Genomic DNA, 21,797 nt, shown 5'->3' with positions numbered 1-21,797 from the left:
GCCCCTACTCTGCCTGGTCGACGACCGGATCGGCTGCGGCCGACGGAGGCAGCACCGCGTCACGGAGCGGCGACGTCGTGTCGGCCCAGTACGGCGGCGCGATCACGGTCAGCCCGCCGTCCACGGACAGGACCTGCCCGGTGATGTAGGACGCCTTGTCCGACAGCAGGAAGTCCACGGCGTCGGCCATGTCGTCCGCGGTGCCCGGGCGCTGCAGCGGCAGCTTCTCGTAGACGGTCTCGATCGGCGCCTGGCCGGGGACCTTCGTGTAGAAGTACTCGAGCGAGTCGGTGTCGATGAGTCCACCGTTCACGGCGTTGACGGTGATCTGCCGCGGGCCGAACTCGACCGCCATGTACTTCATGTAGGACTCGCTCATGGCCTTCGCGGCGCCGAGCGCGGCGTACGTGGGGAAGGCACGGAGCGACCCGTACGACGTGACGACGACGATCCGGCCGCCCTTGTCCATCAACTGCGCGGCGCGCTGTGCACCGAGTACGAACGAGCGCGCGTTCGTGGCGTAGCTGCGGTCGAGGTGGTGCAGCTTCAGGTCCGCGACGGGCTTGAACGCGCTGGCGGCGGCGTTCGCGACGAACATGTCGAGACGCCCGTAGGTGTCACGCACCAGGTCGAACAGCGCGTCGATCGACTCGGGCTGCTCGATGTCGACCTGCGCCGTGATGCCGTCGCCGCCGGCGGCCTTGACGTCGGCCAGCGACTCCTCGGCCAGGTCGGCGTTGCCCTTGTACGTCACCACGACGGTGACGCCGCGCTGGCCGAGCTTCTGCGCGAGCAGGCGGCCGATGCCGCGGGAGGCTCCGGTGATGAGCGCGATGGGTGCGGTGCTGTCGGTCACGTGTGTCCTTGTCGTAGCGGTGGAGCAGGAGACGGACGGGAGGCCTGGGGCGCGGCCGCCCCGTGCCTCCCGTCCGGTGTTCTGGTGTGGTCTAGAACCCGGCCTGGCCGGTCACGACGGCGCGGCCGACGACCAGCTTCTGGATCTCGTTCGTGCCTTCTTCGAACCGCTGCGCCCGGGCGTCGCGGTAGACGCGCTCGATCGCGTTGCGCTTCCAGTAGCCCTGGCCGCCGTGCACCTGGAGCGCCTTGTCGGTGACCCGGGCGAGCATGTCGACCGCGACCATCTTCGAGGCGCTGGAGAGCGTCCCGGCGTCGGGGCGGCCCTCCTCGTACGCACGTGCGGCCTCGATGACCAGCGCGCGAGCCGCCGCGATGTCGGCGTAGTTCTCGGCGAGGTAGAACTGGATCGCCTGCCGGCTGGAGAGCTTCTTGCCGAAGGTCTCGCGCTCGTTGGCGTACTCGACCGCGAGCTCGTTCGCCCGCTCGGCCAGTCCGACGGCGCTCATCGCCACCGACACGCGGCTCGGCAGCAGGAAGCCGCCGAGTGCGACCTCGAGGCCCTGGCCTTCTTCGCCCAGGCGCGCGCTGGCGGGGATCGGGGTCTCGGTGAAGCGCAGGATCGCGTGGTCGGTGCCGCGGATGCCCATCGTGTCGGAGTCGTCGATCACCTCGGCGCCCGGCAGCCCGCTGTTCGGCATGAGGAACGCGACGGTGCCGTCCTGCCCCGTCGACCCCTCGAGCCGCGCTGCGATGAGCCAGTAGTCGCACTTCACGCCGAACGTGATGAGGTGCTTCTCGCCGTTCATGACGTAGGTGTCGCCCTCGCGGCGGACGGTGGTGCGGATGTCCGCGCCGGTGCCGGCGGTGGCCTCGGTCAGGGTGAACGCGACGAGCTTGTCACCCGCGACGGACGGCTTGACGACCTGCTCGATCTGCTCGGGTGTGGCGTACGGTGCCATCGCCCGCCAGGTGCCGTTGATGACGTGCACGAGCATGCGGATCGACGCGTGCGAGCGCGAGACGATCTCCATGACCTCGAGGTAGCGCGAGAACGGGATCCCCCGTCCGCCCAGCTCGGCCGGTGCCGCCAGGCTCAGCCAGCCCTTGTCCTTGAGCTCCTGGAACAGCTGCGGCGGGACCTGGCCGGTGCGCTCGATCTCGTTCGCCCAGTCCTCGCCCGGTCCGCGGACCCAGGCGGTGACCTCGGCCTTGAGCTGCTCGTGGTCGAGCTCGCTCGGGGCCTGCGTCTGGTTCGGGGTCTGGGTGACCATCGACATCGTCTCAGTTCTCCTTCGTCGTCACGAGTGCCGCGGCCTGCTCGCGCAGCACGTTCTTCTGGACCTTGCCGACCGCGTTGCGGGGCAACTCGTCGAGGTACTCCAGGCGTTCGGGCCAGTAGTACTTGCTGACGCCGGCCTGCTCGAGGTACTGCTGCAGACCGTCGAACCCGAGCGGCTCGTCGGTACGCGCGGACACCACGAACGCACACGCCCGCTCCCCCAGGCGCTCGTCGGGCATCGCCACGATGGCGACGTCGGTCACGAGCGGGTGCTGGTAGAGCAGGTTCTCGATCTCGACGACCGGGATCTTCTCGCCGCCACGGTTGATGACGTCCTTGACGCGCCCGGTGATCGACAGGAAGCCCTTCGCGTCGACCTTCGCCAGGTCGCCGGTCCGGTACCAGCCGTCCTCGGTGAAGACGTCGTCGGTCAGGTCCGGCCGGTCGAGGTACCCGTCGAACATCGTCGGCGAGTGCAGCTCGAAGTTGCCCTCGGTGTCGGCCGGCAGCTCCGTGCCCTCGTCGTCGACGATCCGGATCCGGATGCCGGGCAGCGCGCGGCCGTCGTGCCCGTACGCGTCCGCCGGGTCGTCGTCCGGGCTCGACAGCGCGCCGAGGCAGGTCTCGCTCGTGCCGAACGCGCCGAGGATCGCGGTGCCGAGGACCGTCGACGCACGCTGGGCCAGCGCCCGGGGCACGGCGGCACCGGTCGGCACGAAGATCCGCAGCGATGCCGGGGCAGGCGCTCCCGCCTCGACCAGGTCGACCAGGTCGGTCAGGAACGGCGTCGCGCACTGCACGAAGGTCGCTCCGGCGACACCGAACGCCTGGTCCAGGGCGGCGCGGGCGTCCCACACGGGCTGGATCACCTGCGCGGCGCCGAGGCGGAAGGCCAGCAGCATGCCGTACAGGAACCCGGTCTGGTGGGCCAGGGGCGACGGGATGTAGATCCGGTCGTCCTTGGTCAGGCCGCTCTGGGCGACGTGCATCGCGGTCGCCAGTCCGAGGGTGCGGTGCGGGTGCTGGACGCCCTTCGGCTCGCCGGTGGTGCCCGACGTGAACAGCAGCTGGCAGACGTCGTCCGGGGTCGGCGCGTGCGAGGCGATCTGCTCGACGTCGACCTGCACGCTGCCGAGCGCCGTGTCGTAGTAGCGCCAGTTCCACTCGCTCGCGGCGACCCGCTCGAAGGCGTCGGCCGGCACCGGGGGCTGGTTCGTGGGGGTGTCCCCCTGGCCGCGCGCCTCGGAGCGGATCACGATGACGTGCTCGACGCCGAGTCGACGCTTCTGCGCCTTCGCCTCGTCGATGACGTCGAGCAGTTCGAGCGCGGGCCGGCGCTTGCGGAACACGTTCGGCAGGAAGACCACGCGGGCTCGGGACCGGGCGAGCGTCATCGTCGTCTCGCGGGGTCCGAACACCGGCATGATCGGCGTGGCGACCGCGCCGATCTGGACCGCGCCGAGGGTGATCGCGACGAACTCGCGCCAGTTCGGCAGCTGCATCGCGACGGACTCACCGCGACGGACGCCGAGTTCCAGCAGCAGCGCCGACACCCGGTCGGCCTCGTCCTGCAGCTCGCGCCAGGTGGTGTTGACCGGCTCCGGGCCGCCGACCTCGATGACGGCCAGGCCGTCCGGCTCGGTGTCCGCGAGCATCCGCACCCGCTCGCTGAGGACCAGCGGGTCAGCGTCGACTCCCGTCAGCTCGGGCAGTGCGGCGTCCGCGGTCGGCTCCGGCACCGGCACAGCAGGGAGGCCCTCGCCGAGATCCGTCGGTGCGTCGGCGACCTCAACGCGCTCGGTCCGGTCGGCGCGGTCGTCCGCGTCGGCCTTCGCCACCAGGGCGTCGCCGACCTCCATGTCGAGGCCGACCGAGTTCATCGCCTCGAGGAACGTCGGGTACGAGATGCGGTAGGCGCGGGGGTAGGTCAGCGCGGAGACGCCCTGCGCACCCGACGCAGCGACCGCCAAGGACATCAGCACGCGGTGGTCGTTGAACGAGGACATCGACGCACCGTGCAGGTCGCCGGGTCGGACACCGGTCACGCGGAGTTCGTCGGCGCCCTGCTCGGCGCGTCCACCCATCCGGTTGAGCTGCAGCATCGCGGCGACGCGGTCGGACTCCTTGAGCCGGATGTGCGCCACGTTCCACAGCCGCGTCGTGCCCTCGGCGAAGGTCGCCATCGTCGACAGGACGGGCAGCAGGTCCGGGATCGGCTGGCAGTCGATGTCGAGGGGCCGCAGCGGCGAGCCGTCGTGCTGGATGCGCACGAAGCCGGTCTCCTCGTCGATGTGCATCGGGACGCCCATCGCCGTGGCCAGGTCGAGGAACTCGCTCTCGGGGTGGTCGGTGTCCGCCGTGGTGAACGAGGTCATGCCGCGCAGCAGCACGTCCGAGGGTCGCGTGGCGGCCGCGGCGATGCCGAACGCCGCCGACCCGATGTCCGGCGGGATGACGTAGTCGTGCGGGGTCGCACGTTGGCCGGCCGGGATCCGGTACTCGAGCCAGTCGTCGGAGACCTCGACCTGCAGGCCGAACTGCCGCATCATCCGCACGGTCAGCTCGACGTAGGGCTGCTCGTTGAGCCGCCCGCCGGAGACGTGGATGCGGGTCTCTTCCTCGGCGAAGGGCGCCACGAGCAGCAGCCCGGAGATCCACTGCGACAGCGTGCCGGCGATCTGGACGTCACCGCCGCGGGGGCGACCCGGCTGCACGGTGACCGGCGGGCAGTCGTTCGTGGCCTCGAGTCGGATGCCCATCTGCGTGAGCGACGTCAGCAGCGCCTTGATCGGCCGCCGCTGGAAGTACTTCATGCCCGACAGGGTCATCGGCGCGTCCGCGAGGGAGGCCAGCCCCGTCATGAAGTAGAGCGTGGTCCCGGAGGACCCCATGTTGAGGATGCCGTCGGCGCCACGGGACCCGTGGTCGACGACGTCGGTCGCTGCGTACCGTCCGCCCAGTCCGGTGACGTGGTACTCGTCGCCGCGGCGCTTGACGTCGACGCCGAGGGCACGGAGCGTGCCGACGGTCCACTCGACCTGCCGTGTCGTGCTGATCCCGGAGACGATGCTCGTCCCCTCCGCCAGCGAAGCGAGGACCAGCGCCCGGTGCGCGTGGTACTTCGAGACCGGGATGTCGAGTTCTCCGATGAGCGGTGCGGACGTACCGCGCACGACCAGCTGCATGCGTACCTCTTCCCTGTCAGACGCGCTTCTACGGTATCCCCGGTGGGGAAGTGCTGAGAACCGGATCCGCACGATCGGGACCGTGGTTCGTTGTGCGTGTCCGACAACGAGCCGGGCAGGATGTACAGCATGGACATCCGCTTCTCCGAGTCCCGCCCGTCGACCATCGGCGTCGAGTGGGAGCTCCCCCTGGTCGACCGGGACACCGGCGACCTCGCGCCCCGCGCGCCGGCGGTCATCGCCGCCGTGCACGAGCGGCTCGGCAGTCGCGACAAGGTCACCGAGGAACTGCTGACGAACACCGTCGAGGTGGTGACCGGGGTGCACGAGACCGTGTCGGGCGCCACCGCGGAGCTGTCCAGCACGATCGGCGAGGTCATCGACGCCGCCGCGCCGCTCGACGCCCAGGTCATGTGCTCGGGGACGCATCCGTTCGCGGTGTGGGACCAGCAGGAGATCACCCCGGACAGCGAGCACTACACGACGCTGATCGACCGGACGCGGTGGTGGGGACGGCAGATGCTCATCTGGGGCGTCCACGTGCACGTCGGCATCGACGACCGCGACAAGGCGGTGCCGATCATGAACGCGATGCTCGCGTACGTGCCGCACCTGCAGGCCTTCACCGCCTCGAGCCCGTTCTGGGGCGGGACCGACACCGGGTACGCGTCGAACCGCGCCCTGATGTTCCAACAGCTCCCGACGGGCGGGCTCCCCCCGCAGCTCGGCGCCTGGGCGAACTTCGAAGAGGTGGTGGGCGACCTCACCCACACCGGCGTGATCGAGGGCGTCAAGGACCTGCGCTGGGACATCCGCCCCTCACCGGGCTGGGGCACGCTGGAGAACCGCGTGTCCGACGGACTCTCCACCCTGCACGAGGTCGGCGCCGTGACCGCCCTCGTCCAGTGCCTGGTCACCGCGTGCTCGGACCGGCTCGACGCCGGCGAGACGCTGCCGACGATGCAGCCCTGGTTCATCCGTGAGAACAAGTGGCGCGCTGCCCGCTACGGCATGGAGGCGGAGATCATCACGAACGTCGCCGGCGACGAGCGCCTGGTCACGGACGAGGTGCACGACCTCGTCACCCGGCTGGACCCCATCGCCGAACGGCTGGGCTGCGTCGAGGAGCTGCACCACCTCGACACGATGATCGAGCGCGGGGCGTCGTACCAGCGGCAGCTCGCGGTCGCGCAGCAGCACGGTGGCGACCTGCGCGAGGTCGTCCGCCACCTGGTCCGGGAGTTCGCCGACTCCCTGTAGTCCCACCAGACGGACGGGAGGCCCGGTGCCAGCTGGCACCGGGCCTCCCGTCAGGTGGATGCGCGCGTCAGCGCCCCAGGAACTTCTGCAGGCTGGCCAGCTCTTCCTCGGTCGGCGCCTTGCCCTTCCCGCCACCACCGAGCCCGAGGCCGGAACCGGCCGGCGCCTGCTGCGGCGCAGCCGCCGCACCCGCGGCGAGCGCTGCGCGCTTCGCCGGGTTGCCGACCTTGGCCTTCTTCTTGCCGCCCTGCTGCTGCTTCTTGCCGCCGTGCATGCCCGGGATCGGTCCCATGCCCGGCATCTGCGGCACGCCACCACGGGCGACCGTCTTCATCATCTTGGCCGCCTGCTCGAAGCGGTTCACGAGCTGGTTCACCTCGGTGACGGTCGAGCCGGCGCCCTTGGCGATGCGGAGGCGGCGCGAGCCGTTCAGCAGCTTCGGGAGCTCGCGCTCCTGCGGGGTCATCGACTGGATGATCGCCTCGGTGCGGACGATCTCGCGCTCGTCGAAGTTGTCGAGCGCCTCGCGCATGCCCTTGGCGCCAGGGAGCATCCCGAGCATGCCCTTGATCGAGCCCGCCTTGCGGAGCTGCTGCATCTGCTGGAGGAAGTCGTTCAGCGTGAAGTTGTCGGACGCGATCTTCTCGGCGACCTTGCGGGCTTCTTCTTCGTCGAACGCGCCCTGGGCCTGCTCGATGAGCGAGAGGATGTCGCCGAGGTCGAGGATGCGGCTCGCCATGCGGTCCGGGTGGAACGGCTCGAAGTCGTCGAGCGTCTCACCCGTCGAGGCGAACATGATCGGGCGCCCGGTGATCGACGCGACCGACAGGGCGGCACCACCGCGGGCGTCACCGTCGAGCTTGGAGAGGACGACGCCGGTGAAGTCGACGCCTTCCTGGAACGCGCGGGCCGTGGTGACGGCGTCCTGACCGATCATCGCGTCGATGACGAACAGGACCTCGTCCGGGTCGACGGCCTTGCGGATGTTCGCGGCCTGCTTCATCAGCTCGGCGTCGACACCCAGGCGTCCGGCGGTGTCGACGATGACGGTGTCGTACTGCTGGTCGACGGCGGCCTTGATGGCGTTCTTGGCGACCTTGACCGGGTCACCGACGCCGTTGCCGGGCTCGGGGGCGAAGACGTGGACGCCGGCCTGCTCACCGACGACCTGCAGCTGCTGCACGGCGTTCGGGCGCTGGAGGTCCGCGGCGACGAGCATCGGGGTGTGGCCGTCCTTCTTGAGCCACTTGCCGAGCTTGCCCGCCAGGGTCGTCTTGCCGGCACCCTGCAGGCCCGCGAGCATGATGACCGTCGGCGGACGCTTGGCGAACTCGAGCCGACGCTGCTGCCCGCCGAGGATGCCGACGAGTTCCTCGTTGACGATCTGGACGACCTGCTGCGCGGGGTTCAGCGCCTTGTTGACCTCGTCCGACAGGGCGCGCTCGCGCACCGAGGCGGTGAAGGACTTGACGACCTCGAGTGCGACGTCCGCGTCGAGCAGGGCCCGGCGGATCTCGCGCACCGTCCCGTCGACGTCCGACGGGGAGAGCCGCCCCTTCGTCCGCAGGTTGCGGAAGGTCTCGGTCAGCCGATCAGAGAGGGATCCGAATTGCGCCATGATCCGATGATTCTACAGGCCTGTCCGCTCGACTCGACCGTTGTGGACAAGCGGTTGTTGGACGCCGTCCAGAAACGGTCGTACGCTCGGCACATGCCGGAACTCCAGGTGATCCGCCCGCCCGGGCTGCTGCCGTACGCCGACGGCCTCGCCCTGCAGCGGGAACTGCGCGCTCACGTCGTCGCGGGCCGCTCCCCCGGCGCCCTCGTGCTGTGCGAGCACCCGTCCGTGTACACCGCGGGCCGACGCACCGAACCCGGCGACCTGCCGACCAACGGCGCCGAGGTGGTCGAGGTCGACCGCGGCGGCCGCATCACCTGGCACGGGCCGGGCCAGCTCGTGGCCTACCCGGTCGTCCGCCTCGCCGAGCCCCTCGACGTGGTGGCCTGGGTCCGCGACCTCGAACAGGTCCTCATCGACGCGGCGGCCGCCGTCGACGTGCTGGCCGAGCGGGTCGACGGGCGGAGCGGCGCCTGGGTCCGCACGGGCGCAGCGCTGGCCAAGGTCGGCGCCGTCGGGCTGCACGTCGCCGAGGGCGTGACGAGCCACGGCATCGCCCTGAACTGCGACAACGCGCTCGACGCCTACGCCGCGATCGTCCCGTGCGGCATCGCGGACGCCGGCGTCACCAGCCTCGGGGCCGTCGCCGGCCACCGGGTCACCGTGGACGAGGTCGCCGACGTCGTCGCCCACCACGTCCAGCGCGCCGTGGACGGCATGCACGCCGGCCTCCGCATCAGCACCCCGGAAGAGGTCCCCGCATGACGCTCGCTCCCGAAGGCCGTCGCATGCTCCGGGTCGAGGCCCGGAACGCCGAGACGCCGATCGAGACCAAGCCCGCGTGGATCAAGACCCGCGCCACCCAGGGCCCGGAGTTCCAGGCCGTCTCCGCCCTGGTGAAGGACAAGCAGCTGCACACCGTCTGCCAAGAGGCCGGCTGTCCGAACGTCTTCGAGTGCTGGGAGGACCGCGAGGCCACCTTCCTGATCGGCGGCTCGCAGTGCACCCGCCGTTGCGACTTCTGCCAGATCGACACCGGGAAGCCCGAGCCGCTCGACCGCGACGAGCCCCGCCGCGTGGCCGACTCGGTCGCCGACATGGGCCTGCGCTACGCCACCGTGACCGGCGTCGCACGGGACGACCTGGACGACGGTGGCGCCTGGCTGTACGCCGAGACCATCCGCGCGATCCACGAGCACTCCCCCGGTACCGGCGTCGAGATCCTGGTGCCCGACTTCAACGGTCGCCCGGACCAGCTCGGCCAGGTGTTCGACGCCCGCCCGGAGGTCTTCGCCCACAACGTCGAGACCGTCCCCCGGATCTTCAAGCGCATCCGCCCGGCGTTCCGGTTCGAGCGCTCCCTCGACGTCATCACCCAGGGGCGCGACGCGGGCCTCGTGACGAAGTCGAACCTGATCCTCGGCATGGGTGAGGAGATCGCGGAGATCGAGGACGCGCTGCAGCAGCTGCACGACGCCGGCACGGACATCATCACGCTCACCCAGTACCTCCGCCCGTCACCGCGACACCTGCCGGTCGCGCGGTGGGTGAAGCCGGAGGAGTTCGTCGCACTGCGCGAGCTCGCCGAGGGCATGGGCTTCGCCGGGGTCCTGGCCGGTCCGCTCGTCCGCTCGTCGTATCGCGCCGGGCGGCTCTGGGCACGAGCGACCGTCGCCCGCGGCGGGACGGTGCCGCCGCACCTGGCGCACCTGGTGGACGCGCCGGTCGGTCGACAGGCCGTCTGAGCGCACAGCCGGCCGCCAGGCCGTCTGAGCGCGGTCGGGCTTCGGGACCCGGCCGCGAACCGACGGGAGGCCCGTCACCAGCTGGTGACGGGCCTCCTGTCGGTTGGTGTGGTCGCTGCTAGACCTTGCTGCGCATGCTCCGGACGACGTAGCCGATGACGGCGACGACGATCAGGATGATGCCGATGAACAGCAGGAACTTGAGGGCTGCGACGAAGATCCCGCTGAAGAGCAGGACGACGCCGACGATGATGGCGATGATGAGCAGTGCGGGCATGGCCCCGACCGTACGCGGAACTAGCCCACCAGGTTCTGCACGAACACGTGCGGGGTGAAGCCGGTCAGGTCGTTGATGCCCTCGCCCTGCCCGATGAGCTTGATCGGGATGCCGGTCTTCTCCTGCACGCTCAGCACGAAGCCCGCCTTGGCCGACCCGTCGAGCTTGGTGATGACGAGCCCGGTGACCCCGGCACCCTCGATGAAGGCCTGCGCCTGCGCCAACCCGTTCTGCCCGGTCGTGGCGTCGAGCACCAGGAGCACCTCGGCGATCTCGGTCTGCTTCTCGACGACGCGCTTGATCTTGCCGAGCTCGTCCATCAGCCCGGCCTTGGTGTGCAGCCGGCCCGCGGTGTCGATGACCACGATCTCGGTGCCGTCCCGCATGGCCTTCTCGACCGTCTGGTAGGCCACCGATGCCGGGTCCTGTCCGGGCTGCGACGGCCGGACCACGTCGACCCCGGCGCGCTGGGCCCAGGTGGCGACCTGCTCGACGGCGGCGGCACGGAACGTGTCGGCCGCGCCGACCAGGACCGTCCGGTCGTAGGTCTTCAGGAACTTCGCGAACTTGCCGATCGTGGTGGTCTTGCCGACGCCGTTCACGCCGACGACCAGCACCACGGCGGGACGCGCGCTGAGCTTCAGCGTCGTGTCGAGCTTGGAGAGCCGTTCCTCGAGCACCTCGCGCAGCATCCGCTGCAGGTCGGCGGGGTCGGTCGTGCCGTAGCGGTCGACGCGGGTGTGCAGGTCCTCGATCACCTCTTCGGAGATGTCGGGACCGAAGTCCGCGCCGATCAACGCCGTCTCGAGGTCGTCCCAGGTGGTCTCGTCGATGGTCTTCCGCTGGAAGAGCCCGCGCAGCCGGGAGGACAGTGACCAAGAACTCGCCATGCTCCCAGCTTAGAGCGCGGCAGATGTGCCTGAGCGCCGGTACAGTTGGCTGCACGAAGGGGAGTATTCCCTCTCGGTGTCCCCGTCAGTACGGCCCGGAACGATCCGGACCCGGGGCGCCGGTCGCGGCCCAGCCACACGGGCCGCGGCGGAAGAGACCTTCAGGCATCGGCGTACCCTCCTTGCCCCGCAACGAGCAGCGCCCCTCATCTGAAGGACCACCGTGGACGTTCCCCTGTACGTATGGCTCATCACGATCGCCGGCATCCTAGCGCTCCTGGTGTTCGACTTCTACTCGCACGTGCGGACCCCACACGTCCCACACATCCGCGAGTCCGCCTTCTGGTCGGCCGTGTACATCGCCCTCGCGATCGCGTTCGGCTTCGGCATCCTGGTCTTCGGCGGCGGACAGGCCGGTGGTGAGTACTTCGCCGGGTGGCTGACCGAGAAGGCGTTGTCGGTCGACAACCTGTTCGTCTTCCTCATCATCATGTCGAGCTTCGCGGTGCCGAAGGAGTTCCAGCAGAAGGTCCTGCTGGTCGGTGTCGCCATCGCCCTCGTCGCCCGCGGTGTGTTCATCGCCCTCGGTGTGACGATCATCGACAACTTCTCGTGGGTGTTCTACCTGTTCGGCGCACTGCTGTTCTGGCTCGCCTGGTCGCAGGCACGCAGCGGCAACGACCACAGCGCCGACGAGGGCGACTCGCGGCTCATCCGCATCCTCAAGCGCATCATCCCCACCTCGGACCACTACGACGGCGACCGCCTGACCACCAAGGTCGACGGCAAGCGCCTGTTCACCCCGATGCTGCTCGTCATGGTCGCGATCGGCCTGACCGACGTGCTCTTCGCGCTCGACTCGATCCCCGCGATCTTCGGTCTGACGCAGGACGCCTTCATCGTGTTCACGGCGAACGCGTTCTCACTGCTCGGTCTCCGACAGCTCTACTTCCTGATCGCCGGGCTGCTCGAGCGTCTGATCTACCTGGGACAGGGGCTGGCCGTCATCCTCGGCTTCATCGGTGTGAAGCTCGTCTTCCACGCCATGCACGTCAACGAGCTGCCCTTCATCAACGGCGGTGAGCACATCGAGTGGGCCCCCGAGATCCCGATCTGGTTCTCGCTCGGGTTCATCATGCTGACGATCGCCGTCGCCACGGTGGCCTCGCTCGTCGTCTCGAAGAAGCGCCAGGAGCGCGGGCTGACCCCGACCGGCGAGCCGAAGGCCGCGGTCGAGGCCGACGCGAAGTAGCCGCAGCACAGCACGACAGGAGGCGCGGTGCCAGCTGGCACCGCGCCTCCTGTCCGTCTGCGGTCCTGTCCGGCCGTGTCCGCGTCGCTTCCGCGAAAGCGACAGATCACGCCCAACGGTTGGCGGAGAACTGTCGCTTTCGCGGAGGGGACGGGTCCGGGTCCGCGCGAAGTGTCGCTTCGGCGGACCTGACCGGACTGGACGCGGTCAGGCCGCGTCGGCGGGCTCGCGGCGCTGCACCCGCTGGCCGACGACGGCGGACACACCGTCCTGCCGCATCGACACCCCGTAGAGCGCGTCCGCGATCTCCATCGTGCGCTTCTGGTGCGTGATCACGATGAGCTGCGACGCCTCACGGAGCCGCTCGAACACCGTCAGCAGCCGCCCGAGGTTCGCGTCGTCGAGGGCCGCCTCGACCTCGTCCATGATGTAGAACGGCGACGGCCGCGCGGTGAAGATCGCCACGAGCAGGGCCACCGCGGCCAGGGACCGCTCGCCGCCGGACAGCAGCGTGAGCCGGTCGATCTTCTTGCCGGCGGGGCGGACCTGGACGTCGATGCCCGTCGCGAGGAGATCGGTCGGGTCGGTGAGCGCGATCGACCCGGAGCCGCCCGGGAACAGGATCGGGAAGATGACGTCGAAGGCGTCGCGGGTGTCGTTGAACGCGGCCTCGAAGATGGTCTGCATCTTCGCATCGAGCTCGTCGATGATCGTCATCAGGTCCGTGCGGGTCTTCTGCAGGTCCTCGAGCTGCTCGGTGAGGAACGCGTGGCGCTGCTCGAGGGCCTGGAACTCCTCGAGCGCCAGCGGGTTCACCTTGCCGAGCTGCCCGAGGTCGCGCTCGGCGGCCTTCAGGCGACGCTCCTGTTCGGCACGGACGTACGGCACCGTCTCGACATCTGCGGGATCGACGTCGTCGGTCGCGTCGAACTCGGGCAGCGCGGGACCGCCGGGGAGCGTCGACTCCGGCTCCACGAGGACCTCGTCGGGGTCCGTGGTGTCGTCAGCATCCGTGGTGTCGTCGGCATGCGTGGTGTCGTCGAGCACCGCGCCGTCCTCGGACGCCGAGGCCGCCGAGGCCGCCGCCGCAGCCCGCTCGGCGTCGCGGTGCCGCCGGGCCAGGACCCGCGGGTCGATGAGCACGTCGACGGGGACCGGCACGTGCGGCCCGTACTCCGCCACGAGCACGGCCTCGACCAGCCCGAGCTCGCTCTGCGCCCGGTCGAGCACGCCGGACACGTGCAGCTTCTTCTCGTAGATCTCCATCTCGAGCGAGTGCACCCCGTCGGTGATGGTCTGCAGACGGTCCCGGAGCTCGCGCTCGTCGTTCCGGAACGTCTGCAGCTCGGTGTTCCGCTTCGCACGCTCGGACTCCTCGGTCGCCAGCCGCACCCGGGCCTCGGCGAGCGACCGGTCGACGGCCCCGAGCACCTCGGGCAGGTCCGCCAGCACGTGCTCGGCCGTCGCCATCTGGGACCGCCGGACGACCGCGAGCCGTGCTGCTTCGTCCGCGGCGGCACGTTCGGCCTCGAGCTGCCGGTCGAGCTGGTCGGCGCGGGTGCGCTCCGACCGGGCGCGCTCGCGGACCGTCTCGACCTGGATCCGCTGTTCGATCTCCGCAGCGCGGGCGGCCTCCAGCGCCTCGAGCAGCGCCGGCCGTGCCGAGGCGTCGACCGTGGGCCGCGGGGCAGCAGCGTGGTCGTCCCGCGCGCGCTCCGCTTCGGCGAGCACCGTCTCGGTGGCCTCGACGGCACCGTCGGTCTCCCCCAGCGCGCGGCGCAGGCGCTCCACCTCGGCCGCCGCGTTCTCCGCCTTCGCCCGGACACTGGCGCTCCGACGGTCGTACTCCGCGACGGCGCTGGCGTACGCGCGGCTCGCGCGGTCGGCCTCGTCCGCCTGGCGGCGTGCGTCGTCCGCCTCGGTCCGGGCGGCCTGGAGGCTCGTGGTCGCGTCCTCAACGTCGCCCGAGACCGCATCGCGGCGCGCCACGGCGTCGTCCCGCTCCGCGACGAGCTCGATGCGCGAGGTGGTCCGCTCGCCACCACCGGTGACGCGGACCGCGCGGACCAGGTCACCGGACCGGGTGACGACCGTCGCCTGCGGGACGGCGGTGAGCACGGCCTCCAGGTCGACGTCGTCCGTCTCGGCGATCACGGTGTCGGCGAGCACGGCAGCGAGTGCCGGCGGCCCCGTGACCAGGTCGAGGACTCGCCGGACACCCGCGGGGACGGGGGTCGGCCGGCCGGACTGGCCGCTCGGTCCGGCGTCGGCGACCACGACGTCGACGCGTCCGATGTCGGCGGCGCGGGCGTGCGCGACTGCCTGGAGCGCGACGGTGCGGTCCTCGGCGAGCACCGCATCGGCCAGGCCGTCGAGTGCCGTGGCGACGGCGCGCTCCCAACCGGGCTCGACGGTCAGCTGGTCCGCCAACCGACCGCTGATGCCTGCCCGCCTCGCGTCGATGAGGGCCTGCGAGCCGTCCCGGACGTCGATGGACATGCCCAGGGCGGCGACCCGGGCCTCCAGGGCGTCCCGCTCGCGCTCGAGCGTGTGCAGACGGTCGCGGGCCGTGTCCCGCGCGGTCTGGGCGTGCTCGAGCCGCTCGCGGGCGGTGTCGAGCGTCTGCTGCAGGGTCTCGGGGTCGGCGTTCGCCGACGGGTCGGTGCCGATCTCGGCCAGCGCCGCCTCGGCCAGCCGCGCCCGCTCGGTCGCCTCGGTCAGCGCACGCTCGCGCCGATCGCGGTCGGCCACGGCGGACCCGCGCTTCGAGCGTGCGACCTCGACCGCGCTGCCGAGCCGACCGGCGTCGAGGTCGTGCTGCGACACCAGCGCGGCCTGGGCGGCGATGTGCTCGTCCAGGGCGTCGAGTGCCGCGCGAGCCACGGCGACCTGCTGCGCCGCGGCGGCCATGCTGCCCTGCATCTCGGCGGCGCGTTCGTCCAGACGCACGGCCTCGGCGCGGACCCCGGCGACCTGCTCCGGCGTGATCGTGAGCCCCTGCTGCGGTGCGTCGGCCTGCTGCGCGAGGAACATCAGGCGCTGGTTCGCCAGGCTCGACAGCCCGCGCAGCCGCTCCTGCACGCTCTCCAGCCGGTGCACCACTGTGCGGGCGCGATCGACGTCGTCGCCGACCATGCTCTGTTCGACCTGCTGCTGTCGGACGCGCGTCTGCTCGAGCCGTTCGGTCAGCACCAGACGCTCGGACTTGCGCCCTGCCTCGACCTCCTGGTGCTCGTGCAGCTCGCGGCGCAGCCGGACGACGTCGTCGGCCAGGATCCGGGCCTTGGCGTCGCGGGCGACGGCGGCGACGGACTGGGCCTTGCGCGCGACCTCGGCCTGGCGTCCCAGCGGCTTGAGCTGCCGGCGGATCTCCCCGGCCAGGTCGGACAGCCGCGTCAGGTTGGTCTGCATCGCCTCGAGCTTCCGGAGCGTCTTCTCCTTGCGCCGCCGGTGCTTCAGGATGCCGGCGGCCTCTTCGATGAAGCCACGGCGGTCCTCCGGGGTCGCGTGCAGGACCTTGTCGAGCTGGCCCTGGCCGACGATGACGTGCATCTCACGGCCGAGCCCGGTGTCGCTCAGCAGCTCCTGCACGTCGAGCAGACGGCAGTTCTCACCGTTGATGGCGTACTCGCTGCCACCGTTCCGGAAGAGCGTGCGCGAGATCGTCACCTCGCTGTAGTCGATCGGCAGGAGCCCGTCGGTGTTGTCGATCGTCAGCAGGACCTGCGCACGACCGAGCGGGCCCCGGGTCGAGGTGCCGGCGAAGATGACGTCCTCCATCTTGCCGCCGCGCAGGGTCTTCGCGCCCTGCTCCCCCATCACCCAGGCCAGGGCGTCGACGACGTTGGACTTGCCCGACCCGTTCGGACCGACGATGCACGTGACGCCGGGCTCGAACGCGAACGTCGTCGGCTGCGCGAAGGACTTGAACCCCTTGATGGTCAGGCTCTTCAAGTACATGCGGTCTCCGGGTGTGCTGCGCGGCTGGTGCGGTTCCGGGCAGGCTAGCGCGTGCTGAGGCGCGGGCTCGGTTGGCACACGGGGCACCGGTGGCTGGAGCGGTTCATCCACGACTCACGGACGATCTCGGTGCCGCACCGCGGACACGGCTTCCCCTGCTGGCCGTACACGTTGAGGCGCTGCGAGAAGTACCCGGACTGCCCGTTCACGTTCACGTACTGGGCGTCGAAGCTGGTGCCGCCGTCCACCAGCGCCCGGCGGAGCACAGTCCGGACCTCGTCGAGCAGCAGCTGGACGGTGGCTCGCGGCAGCCGGTCGGCGGGCCGGTCGTGGTGCAGCTTCGCCGCCCAGAGCGACTCGTCGGCGTAGATGTTCCCGATGCCGCTGATGACGCCCTGGTCGAGCAGGACGCGCTTGATGCCGCTGGAGCGCTTCCGTGCCAGCTGAATGAACCGGGCGTCGTCGAAGGCGGGGTCGAGCGGGTCGCGGGCGATGTGCGACACCTGGCCGGGGATGCTCGCCCGCCACGGTGCGTCCGGGTCACGCTCGTCGACCGCGCCCGCGAACCCGGCCGCGGCACCGTCGATCGTCGGGACCATCCGGTCGATCGCCATCGAGCCGAACGTGCGCTGGTCGACGAACTCCAGCTCGACGGCCGGCTCGGGAGCGCCGTCGCGGGTCGTCCCGGACGGCTGGACGGCGAGCAGGATCCGACGGTGCTTCGCGGCGGGGCGGTCCCGGCCGAGCAGGATCTGCCCGCTCATGCCGAGGTGGGCGACCAGCGCCTCGGGTGCGTCGTCGGGGTGCACGGCGCGCAGGGGGAACCAGAGGAACTTGCCTCGGCGGACGGCGGCCTCGATCGTCCGGCCGGTCAGGCGGTGGGCGAAGTCCTCGCCGGGGCCGTCGTGTCGGGTCAGGGCGCGTTCGTCGAGCACCTGCACGGCGGTGACGAGCGCTCCGCTGACGGCGGGTTCGAGACCGGCGCGGACGACCTCGACCTCGGGGAGTTCCGGCACGCTAGCCCTTGGCGGGCACGGTGGCCTCGGCGGACGCTGCGGCCTCGGTGGGCACGGCGGCCCCGGCTGGCGTCTCCGTGGTGCGGCCCGACAGGCGCGTCCACGAGTCGAGCGCCGCGGACATCTCTGCGGTCTTCTTGCTCGTGCCGGAGCCGGTGGCGATGTCCACGCCCTGCAGCACGACGGTCGCGTGGAAGACCTTGTCGTGGTCCGGGCCCTCTTCCGTCACGCGGTACGACGGGTTGCCGAGCGACAGCGACGAGGCGAGTTCCTGCAGGCTGGTCTTCGGGTCCATCGCCGCGCCGAACCGGTCCGGGTCGACGAGCAACGGCTGCACGAGGCGCAGGACGAGCGCAGTGGCTTCATCGGGGCCAGCCGACAGGTAGGTCGCTCCGATCACGGCCTCGACGGTGTCGGCCAGGATCGAGGACTTGTCGCGGCCGCCGGTCAGTTCTTCGCCCTTGCCGAGCCGGACGAAGGCACCGAGGCCGATCATCCGGGCGATCTCCGCCAGGGCGACCGTCGAGACGAGGCTCGCCCGGCGCTTGGCCAGGTCGCCTTCGTCGAGATCCGGGAAGTCGCGGTAGAGCTTCACCGTCACGGCCTGGCCGAGGATCGAGTCGCCGAGGAACTCGAGGCGCTCGTTGTGCCCGATCCCGCCGTGCTCGTACGCGAACGAGCGGTGGGTCAGGGCGAGCTGGAGCAGCTCAGGGTCGATCTGCACGTCCAACAGGGCCTGCAGACGGACGACGTCCGACCCCGCGGGGTCGGACCCCACGGAACCGGACGTCGCCTTCATGCGTGTCGTCACTCAGACGTCGGCGACCTTGCGGCCCTTGTACTCCATGTACAGGGGGGTGCCGGCCGAGTCCTCGACGACCTTCGCGCGGTGCGGGAGGCTGTACGTGACCTGACCGTTCTCGATGGTCTTCACGAGCTGGACCGGCGCGGCCTTCCACTGCGAACGACGGGCGTGCGTGTTGGCACGGGACTGCTTGCGCTTCGGAACGGCCATGGTAGATCTCTTTCGGTTGGTCGGTGGTCAGTCGGTGGGGGTGCGGTCTGCATCGTCGAACGAGAGTCCGTCGAGCGCGGCCCAGCGGGGATCCGTCGGCGCGGGGGCCGGGCGATCACCCAGGTCTGCCAGGCGCTCACCCGTCACCGGGTCGAGTCCTGGGCAGTCCGGTCGGCAGACCGGCTGGAACGGCAGCGACAGCACCACCGCATCTCGAACGACCGGTTCACAATCCACGTGGTCTTCGTGAACATGGAAGTCGAAATCCTCCGAGGGATCATACGCGAACAGCTCGGCGAAATCGACTTCGACGGGTTCGGCGATGTCGATCAGGCAGCGTGAGCACTGTCCGGTCGCCTCTGCCGATGCGTGTCCGGAGACGAGCACCCCTTCGTGGAGCCCTTCGAGCCGGAGCTCGATGTGCATCTCGGCGCCTTCCTGGACCGCCACGACACCGGCACCGAGGGCTTCGGGGACGGCGATGTCGAGCGTGTGCTCGCGCATCTCGCCCGGGCGGTGCGCGAGGTCACGCACGCGCAGGGCGTAGGGGCTGTTCACGGGGGAAGACACGATCGACCATCCTAGCGCGGACCGGGGCGGACGTCGAGGAGCGGCGTGGCGCGGACGTCAGGCCAGTCGACGCCGGAGCGCCGCGCCCACGACCGCGGGCACGTACGGTGTCACGTCCCCGCCGAGGGTCGCGACCTGCCGGATCAGCGAGCTGGAGACGTGCGCACGCGACGCCTCGGGCAGCAGGAACACCGTCTCGACGTCGGCCAGGTGCCGGTTCATGATCGCCATCGGGGTCTCGTACGCGACGTCCTCGCCCGATCGGACGCCCTTGACCAGCACCGAGGCGCCGACCTGACGGCAGTAGTCGACCAGCAGCCCTGCGGTCCACTCCCCGACGCGGATGGTGTCCGGTGCGCCGACCTCGACCAACGACTCCTGGATGAGCCGCACGCGGTCGACGGCGTCGAACATCGCGGTCTTCTTGTCGGGGTTGTGCACGACGAGCACGTGCACCTCGTCGAAGAGCCCGGCGGCACGGCCGATCACGTCGAGGTGCCCGAGGGTCACGGGGTCGAAGGAACCGGGGACGACCGCGATCTGCGTCATGCGCCCGACCCTACCGGGCAGCTCGCCGTGTCCGTCTGCTCGTCAGTTCGTGCTGCTCGTCGGTTGTTGCTGCTCGTCGGTTCTGGCTGCTCGTCAGTTCTTGCCGAGGAACGCCGCGTCCGACTCGTCGAGTCGTCGCGCCAGGGCGTCGCGCAGCTCGGCCTGGTCCTGGAGGCTGGGGTCGCGTTCCAGGAGCCGCTCGGCTTCCTCGCGCGCGTCCATGATGAGGTCGGCGTCGCGGACGACGCGGAGCAGGTTGAGCGAGGAGCGCCCACCGGACTGCCGCTCCCCCAGGACGTCGCCCTCACGCCGGAGCTCCAGGTCGACGCGCGCCAGCTCGAAGCCGTCGTCCGAGGCCGCCACGGCGTCCACACGCTCCCGCGAGGGCGTCTCGACCTCGGCGGTGGTGACGAGCAGGCACACGCCGGCCCACTGCCCGCGGCCGATGCGCCCGCGCAGCTGGTGGAGCTGTGAGACGCCGAAGCGGTCGGCGTCGAGGATCGCCATCATCGACGCGTTCGGCACGTCGACCCCGACCTCGATCACGGTCGTCGCGACGAGGACGTCGACGTCGCCGGCGGCGAACGCGGTCATCACGCGGTCCTTCTCGTCGCCGGACATCCGGCCGTGCAGCACCTCGATCCGCCGCCCCTGCAGCACGGGCATCGTCCGCATCCGCTCCGCCGTCGCCAGCACCGTCGCCGGTGCGCGCTTCGGGGCGTCGTCGGCATCGTCGGGTACTGGCTCGCCGTCGTCCTCGGCGTGCGCGTCGTCGATGGCCGGGCACACGACGAAGGCCTGCCGCCCGGTGGCGAGTTCCTCGGCCATGCGGGTCCAGATGCGCGACTCCCATCCGGGGTGCTCGGCCAGTCCCACCGCGTGGGTCTCGACGCCGGCACGCCCCGACGGCATGCCCGCGATGGTGGAGACGTCCAGGTCGCCGAACACCGTCATCGCCACCGTGCGCGGGATCGGCGTCGCAGTGAGGACCAGCACGTGCGGGGGTGTCTGCCCCTTCGTGCGGAGCGCCTCGCGTTGTTCGACCCCGAAGCGGTGCTGTTCGTCGACCACCACGAGCCCGAGCTCGGCGAAGTCCACGCGGTCGCCGAGCAGCGCGTGCGTCCCGACCACCAGCCGCGACCCCCCGGACGCGGCCGCCAGCAGTGCCCGACGACGTTCGTCCGTCGACTGCGACCCGGTCAGGATCACCGGCCGCAGCTCGGCCGCCAGGTCCGGACCGAGGAACTTCACGATCGACCGCAGGTGCTGGGCTGCCAGGACCTCGGTCGGGGCGATCAGCGCGGACTGCCCGCCGGACTCCGCCACGGTGAGCATCGCCCGGATGGCCACCAGGGTCTTGCCGGACCCGACCTCGCCCTGCACCAGGCGGTGCATCGGCCACGACCCGGCCAGGTCGTGCGCGATCTCGGCGCCGACGCTCTGCTGGTCGTCCGTCAGCGTGAAGGGCAGCATGGCGTCGAAGCGTTCCAGCACCCCACCGGGAGCGGCCGTCCGGGGCGTCGAGGCCGTCGCGCGCGCGGCGATGCGGCGCTGCACCAGGGCGGTCTGCAGCACGAACGCCTCGCGGTAGCGCAGCGCGTCCTGCGCCCGCTTGAAGTCAGCGACCTTCTCTGGGCGGTGCAGCAGCTCGAGTGCCCGCCGGAACGGCACGAGGTCCATCCGGGTGCGGACCCACGACGGGATCGGGTCGGCGATGTCCGGCAGGGTGTCGAGCACGACGGCCATGGCCTTGGCGATCTGCCACGAGGACAGCGACGCGGTGGCGGGGTAGATCGGGATCGGTTGCCGCGAGAACCGGATCGCCTCGTCCGACTCGGGGTCGGCGGTGGCCCGGGGGTCGTCGGCGTCGAAGAGCTCGTAGTCCGGGTGCGCGAGCTGCCGGGCGCCGCGGTAGTCGCCGACCTTGCCGGCGAAGATGCCCCGCGCACCGACGACCAGGTCCTTCGTGCGCCATCCCTGGTTGAAGAACGTCAGCGTCAGCAGCCCCTTGCCGTCGCCGATCTTGGCTTCGAGGATCGACCCGCGCCGCTGGCGCATCGTACGTTCGCGGACGTCGACCACCTCGGCGACGATCGTGACCGACTCCCCGATCGCGAGCGAGTCGAGTGCCGTCAGGGCGCCGCGCTCGGCGTAGCGCCGCGGTGCGTGTTCGAGGAACTCGCCGACCGTGCGGTACCCGAAGGCCTTCTCGACCGCCTTCGCCGTGCGACCCCCCAGCACGGTCGCCAGCCGGGTGTCGAGCGGCGCCGGTCCCCACTCCGTCGGCGCGGGAGTGGACGCGACGGGAGCGGCGTCGGCGGGA

17 protein-coding genes are annotated in these 21,797 nt (G+C 70.8%); 4 read left to right on the top strand and 13 right to left on the bottom strand.

The window, feature by feature from the left end; genetic code table 11:
* Positions 1-4: 4 nt before the first annotated feature.
* From BIU90_RS12285 to aroA, 3 genes are all read right to left on the bottom strand, one after another.
* Complete coding sequence (locus BIU90_RS12285; RefSeq protein ID WP_071300519.1) at positions 5-856, bottom strand: SDR family oxidoreductase; 852 nt, start codon at positions 854-856, stop codon at positions 5-7.
* Between the two features lie 91 nt (positions 857-947).
* Complete coding sequence (locus BIU90_RS12280) at positions 948-2,135, bottom strand: acyl-CoA dehydrogenase family protein (RefSeq protein ID WP_217640921.1); 1,188 nt, start codon at positions 2,133-2,135, stop codon at positions 948-950.
* Between the two features lie 4 nt (positions 2,136-2,139).
* Positions 2,140-5,322: a 3-phosphoshikimate 1-carboxyvinyltransferase gene (gene aroA, locus BIU90_RS12275; RefSeq protein WP_071300518.1), complete on the bottom strand. Its 3,183-nt coding sequence runs from the start codon at positions 5,320-5,322 to the stop codon at positions 2,140-2,142.
* Positions 5,323-5,442: 120 nt separating this feature from the next.
* Here aroA and BIU90_RS12270 point away from each other — a divergent pair, with 120 nt between their 5' ends.
* Positions 5,443-6,582, top strand: coding sequence for a glutamate--cysteine ligase (locus BIU90_RS12270; protein ID WP_217640920.1), 1,140 nt, complete (start codon positions 5,443-5,445; stop codon positions 6,580-6,582).
* Positions 6,583-6,649: 67 nt separating this feature from the next.
* On the opposite strand, the gene ffh is transcribed toward BIU90_RS12270, so the two are convergent.
* The gene (gene ffh, locus BIU90_RS12265; RefSeq protein ID WP_071300517.1) at positions 6,650-8,200 is read right to left on the bottom strand and encodes a signal recognition particle protein; all 1,551 of its coding nucleotides are present in this window, start codon (positions 8,198-8,200) and stop codon (positions 6,650-6,652) included.
* Between the two features lie 93 nt (positions 8,201-8,293).
* Between ffh and lipB the strand changes: the two genes are divergently transcribed.
* Together lipB and lipA are read left to right on the top strand one after the other, a co-directional pair.
* Entirely contained in the window at positions 8,294-8,965 is a 672-nt protein-coding gene (gene lipB, locus BIU90_RS12260) for a lipoyl(octanoyl) transferase LipB (RefSeq protein ID WP_071300992.1), read from the top strand.
* Positions 8,962-9,945 carry a lipoyl synthase gene (gene lipA, locus BIU90_RS12255; protein ID WP_071300516.1) on the top strand — a complete coding sequence of 328 codons (984 nt, stop codon included), beginning with the start codon at positions 8,962-8,964 and terminating at the stop codon, positions 9,943-9,945. Before lipB ends, lipA begins: the two co-directional genes overlap by 4 nt.
* A gap of 118 nt (positions 9,946-10,063) precedes the next feature.
* Here lipA and BIU90_RS18740 read toward each other — a convergent pair whose 3' ends face one another.
* The gene (locus BIU90_RS18740) at positions 10,064-10,222 is read right to left on the bottom strand and encodes a hypothetical protein (RefSeq protein ID WP_175470208.1); all 159 of its coding nucleotides are present in this window, start codon (positions 10,220-10,222) and stop codon (positions 10,064-10,066) included.
* A gap of 20 nt (positions 10,223-10,242) precedes the next feature.
* Positions 10,243-11,112, bottom strand: a complete 870-nt coding sequence (ftsY, locus tag BIU90_RS12250; protein ID WP_071300515.1) for a signal recognition particle-docking protein FtsY — start codon at positions 11,110-11,112, stop codon at positions 10,243-10,245.
* Between the two features lie 223 nt (positions 11,113-11,335).
* Here ftsY and BIU90_RS12245 point away from each other — a divergent pair, with 223 nt between their 5' ends.
* A complete protein-coding gene (locus BIU90_RS12245; RefSeq protein ID WP_071300514.1) occupies positions 11,336-12,364 on the top strand; it encodes a TerC family protein in 1,029 nt (342 codons plus the stop codon).
* 207 nt (positions 12,365-12,571) lie between these two features.
* Here the strand turns inward: BIU90_RS12245 and BIU90_RS12240 are convergent, their stop codons facing one another.
* The 7 genes from BIU90_RS12240 to BIU90_RS12210 form a co-directional block, all read right to left on the bottom strand.
* On the bottom strand, positions 12,572-16,324 hold the full coding sequence (locus tag BIU90_RS12240; protein WP_071300513.1) for an AAA family ATPase: 3,753 nt from the start codon (positions 16,322-16,324) through the stop codon (positions 12,572-12,574).
* Between the two features lie 44 nt (positions 16,325-16,368).
* Positions 16,369-17,340 (bottom strand): bifunctional DNA-formamidopyrimidine glycosylase/DNA-(apurinic or apyrimidinic site) lyase, encoded by a 972-nt coding sequence (gene mutM, locus BIU90_RS12235; RefSeq protein ID WP_071300512.1) that lies wholly within the window; start codon positions 17,338-17,340, stop codon positions 16,369-16,371.
* Position 17,341: 1 nt separating this feature from the next.
* Positions 17,342-18,139 (bottom strand): ribonuclease III, encoded by a 798-nt coding sequence (gene rnc / locus BIU90_RS12230; RefSeq protein WP_083403937.1) that lies wholly within the window; start codon positions 18,137-18,139, stop codon positions 17,342-17,344.
* A gap of 12 nt (positions 18,140-18,151) precedes the next feature.
* The gene (rpmF, locus tag BIU90_RS12225; RefSeq protein WP_056126067.1) at positions 18,152-18,355 is read right to left on the bottom strand and encodes a 50S ribosomal protein L32; all 204 of its coding nucleotides are present in this window, start codon (positions 18,353-18,355) and stop codon (positions 18,152-18,154) included.
* Between the two features lie 27 nt (positions 18,356-18,382).
* On the bottom strand, positions 18,383-18,913 hold the full coding sequence (locus BIU90_RS12220; protein ID WP_071300511.1) for a DUF177 domain-containing protein: 531 nt from the start codon (positions 18,911-18,913) through the stop codon (positions 18,383-18,385).
* Between the two features lie 69 nt (positions 18,914-18,982).
* Positions 18,983-19,474 (bottom strand): pantetheine-phosphate adenylyltransferase, encoded by a 492-nt coding sequence (coaD, locus tag BIU90_RS12215; protein ID WP_071300510.1) that lies wholly within the window; start codon positions 19,472-19,474, stop codon positions 18,983-18,985.
* A gap of 93 nt (positions 19,475-19,567) precedes the next feature.
* Positions 19,568-21,724, bottom strand: a complete 2,157-nt coding sequence (locus tag BIU90_RS12210) for an ATP-dependent DNA helicase RecG (RefSeq protein ID WP_071300991.1) — start codon at positions 21,722-21,724, stop codon at positions 19,568-19,570.
* Positions 21,725-21,797: the final 73 nt, after the last annotated feature.

This window comes from Curtobacterium sp. MCBA15_001, assembly GCF_001864835.1.
In the GTDB taxonomy this organism is placed as follows: domain Bacteria; phylum Actinomycetota; class Actinomycetes; order Actinomycetales; family Microbacteriaceae; genus Curtobacterium.
The sequence above is the reverse complement of the archived record's forward strand: the minus strand, read 5'-3'. Positions and strand labels throughout refer to the sequence as shown.

What these genes read in the sequence shown, in the direction of transcription:
- BIU90_RS18740 (WP_175470208.1), bottom strand. Translation starts at nt 10,222, where the DNA reads ATGCCCGCACTGCTCATCATCGCCATCATCGTCGGCGTCGTCCTGCTC.
- rnc (WP_083403937.1), bottom strand. Translation starts at nt 18,139, where the DNA reads ATGAAGGCGACGTCCGGTTCCGTGGGGTCCGACCCCGCGGGGTCGGAC.
- ffh (WP_071300517.1), bottom strand. Translation starts at nt 8,200, where the DNA reads ATGGCGCAATTCGGATCCCTCTCTGATCGGCTGACCGAGACCTTCCGC.
- BIU90_RS12270 (WP_217640920.1), top strand. Translation starts at nt 5,443, where the DNA reads ATGTACAGCATGGACATCCGCTTCTCCGAGTCCCGCCCGTCGACCATC.
- coaD (WP_071300510.1), bottom strand. Translation starts at nt 19,474, where the DNA reads ATGACGCAGATCGCGGTCGTCCCCGGTTCCTTCGACCCCGTGACCCTC.
- BIU90_RS12240 (WP_071300513.1), bottom strand. Translation starts at nt 16,324, where the DNA reads ATGTACTTGAAGAGCCTGACCATCAAGGGGTTCAAGTCCTTCGCGCAG.
- lipB (WP_071300992.1), top strand. Translation starts at nt 8,294, where the DNA reads ATGCCGGAACTCCAGGTGATCCGCCCGCCCGGGCTGCTGCCGTACGCC.
- rpmF (WP_056126067.1), bottom strand. Translation starts at nt 18,355, where the DNA reads ATGGCCGTTCCGAAGCGCAAGCAGTCCCGTGCCAACACGCACGCCCGT.
- ftsY (WP_071300515.1), bottom strand. Translation starts at nt 11,112, where the DNA reads ATGGCGAGTTCTTGGTCACTGTCCTCCCGGCTGCGCGGGCTCTTCCAG.
- lipA (WP_071300516.1), top strand. Translation starts at nt 8,962, where the DNA reads ATGACGCTCGCTCCCGAAGGCCGTCGCATGCTCCGGGTCGAGGCCCGG.
- BIU90_RS12280 (WP_217640921.1), bottom strand. Translation starts at nt 2,135, where the DNA reads ATGTCGATGGTCACCCAGACCCCGAACCAGACGCAGGCCCCGAGCGAG.
- aroA (WP_071300518.1), bottom strand. Translation starts at nt 5,322, where the DNA reads ATGCAGCTGGTCGTGCGCGGTACGTCCGCACCGCTCATCGGAGAACTC.